The 1,439-nt window shown below is 67.7% G+C and carries 1 protein-coding gene; it reads right to left on the bottom strand.

Annotated elements, in window-relative coordinates:
* Positions 1-17: 17 nt before the first annotated feature.
* Entirely contained in the window at positions 18-1,205 is a 1,188-nt protein-coding gene (locus NR112_RS22215; protein WP_256796463.1) for an IS110 family transposase, read from the bottom strand.
* Positions 1,206-1,439: the final 234 nt, after the last annotated feature.

The following is a 1,439-nucleotide window of genomic DNA, read 5'->3' as shown; positions in this document are numbered from 1 at the left end:
CATGGCTCCCTTCTGTGTCAAGACGCGGTCGGCAGGTGCGTTCTACGCTGGGTGGTGACGGGTCCGGGAAGTGGCTTGTCCGAAGAGCCGGTGTGGGGTTGTGAGCCGGTCACGCTGGAGTCAGAGTCGTTACCCCGGTGCCCTCCCGGGCCCGTCACTGTGGTGATCCGGCCGGCGACGTAGTCGCCGAGCATGGTGCGGAAGACCAGGTCGGACAGCCGCCGTTTGAGGCAGCGCATCGCTTCCATCGAGCTCTTGCCGTCGGCCTTTTTCCGGTCGAAGTAGGCGCGGCCCTCGGTCGGGATCCGCAGCTGGACCGTGGCCATGATGTGCAGCACCCGGTTGATCTGGCGGTTCCCGCCACGAGAGAGCCGGTGACGGACGTGGTCGCCGGACGACGCGTCGATCGGGGCGGTCCCAGTCCAGGAGGCAAAGTGGTTGCGGTCCGGGAAACGGGACAGGTCCCCGACCTCGACGAGCAGCCGCGCCGCACCCGACGGGCCGACACCGTGCAACCCGAGCAGCGAGGTGCCGGTCGCCGCGACGAGCTCCTTCAGCTCCTTGTCCGCGGCCTTCTTCCGGGCATAGATCCGCTCGAGGTCGACCACCAGCTCCATCGCCACCCGCTTGCGGGTCTTGCCGACCTCGTCGCGGGGGCGGACGGTGGCCAGCAGAGCCCGCGCTTGGGCTGCAGAGAGGAACTTCTTCGCGCCACCAGGCAGCATTTCCAACAGGATCCGATGCAGCTGGCTGATCTTGCGGGTGTGCTCGTCGCCGATCGAGCGGCGACGGTCGACCAGCAGCTGCAGCACCTCGAGCTGCGCGTCTGACACGACCGGGCGCAGCCCTGCCATCCTCGTACCGACGAGGGCGACGGAGTGCGCGTCGGTCGCGTCGGTCTTGCGGCCCTGACCGGTCGCGAACACCCGCGCTCGTGCGGACAGCTTCGCCGGCACGTCGACCACGTCCTGCCCGTCGGCGATCAGCCGGTGCGCGATGTGTCGGCCGATCCCCTCACAACCCTCGATGGCCCACACCCGTTCCGGCCACGCCGCGACGTGTTCGAGCATCTCTGCGTAGCCCTCGATGCTCGTGTCGAACCGGCCACCTCCGACGACGGTCTCGTCGGCCGTCATGACCTCGATCGTGACGCTGCGTTTGTGTGGGTCCATGCCGATCACGACCCGCGGAACCTGCTCTTGCATGTGAACCTCCCTCGACCGAAACCGATGACTGGTTGGGCGTGGAGGGCACCGCTACTTCGAGCAGAGCAATCCCTTCTTGAGCCTCTCCTGCCCGGCGGTGCCCGGGCGGCGCAACCCATGTGAGAGCCACACGACTAAGGCGTGGGCAGCCGCGTTTGCGAGCGACGAGCCCGGGCACCTAGACCAGAGCCTGCGCAGGCACCGGTCCTACGTCAATGAAACAAGTAGCCGCGT

The sequence above is a fragment of the Terrabacter sp. Ter38 genome, assembly GCF_024519435.1.
Lineage (GTDB): Bacteria > Actinomycetota > Actinomycetes > Actinomycetales > Dermatophilaceae > Terrabacter.
This window is presented reverse-complemented; position numbering and strand designations above follow the sequence as displayed.

Excerpts from the sequence above, each read along its gene's own strand:
- NR112_RS22215 (WP_256796463.1), bottom strand. The coding sequence starts at position 1,205 with ATGCAAGAGCAGGTTCCGCGGGTCGTGATCGGCATGGACCCACACAAA.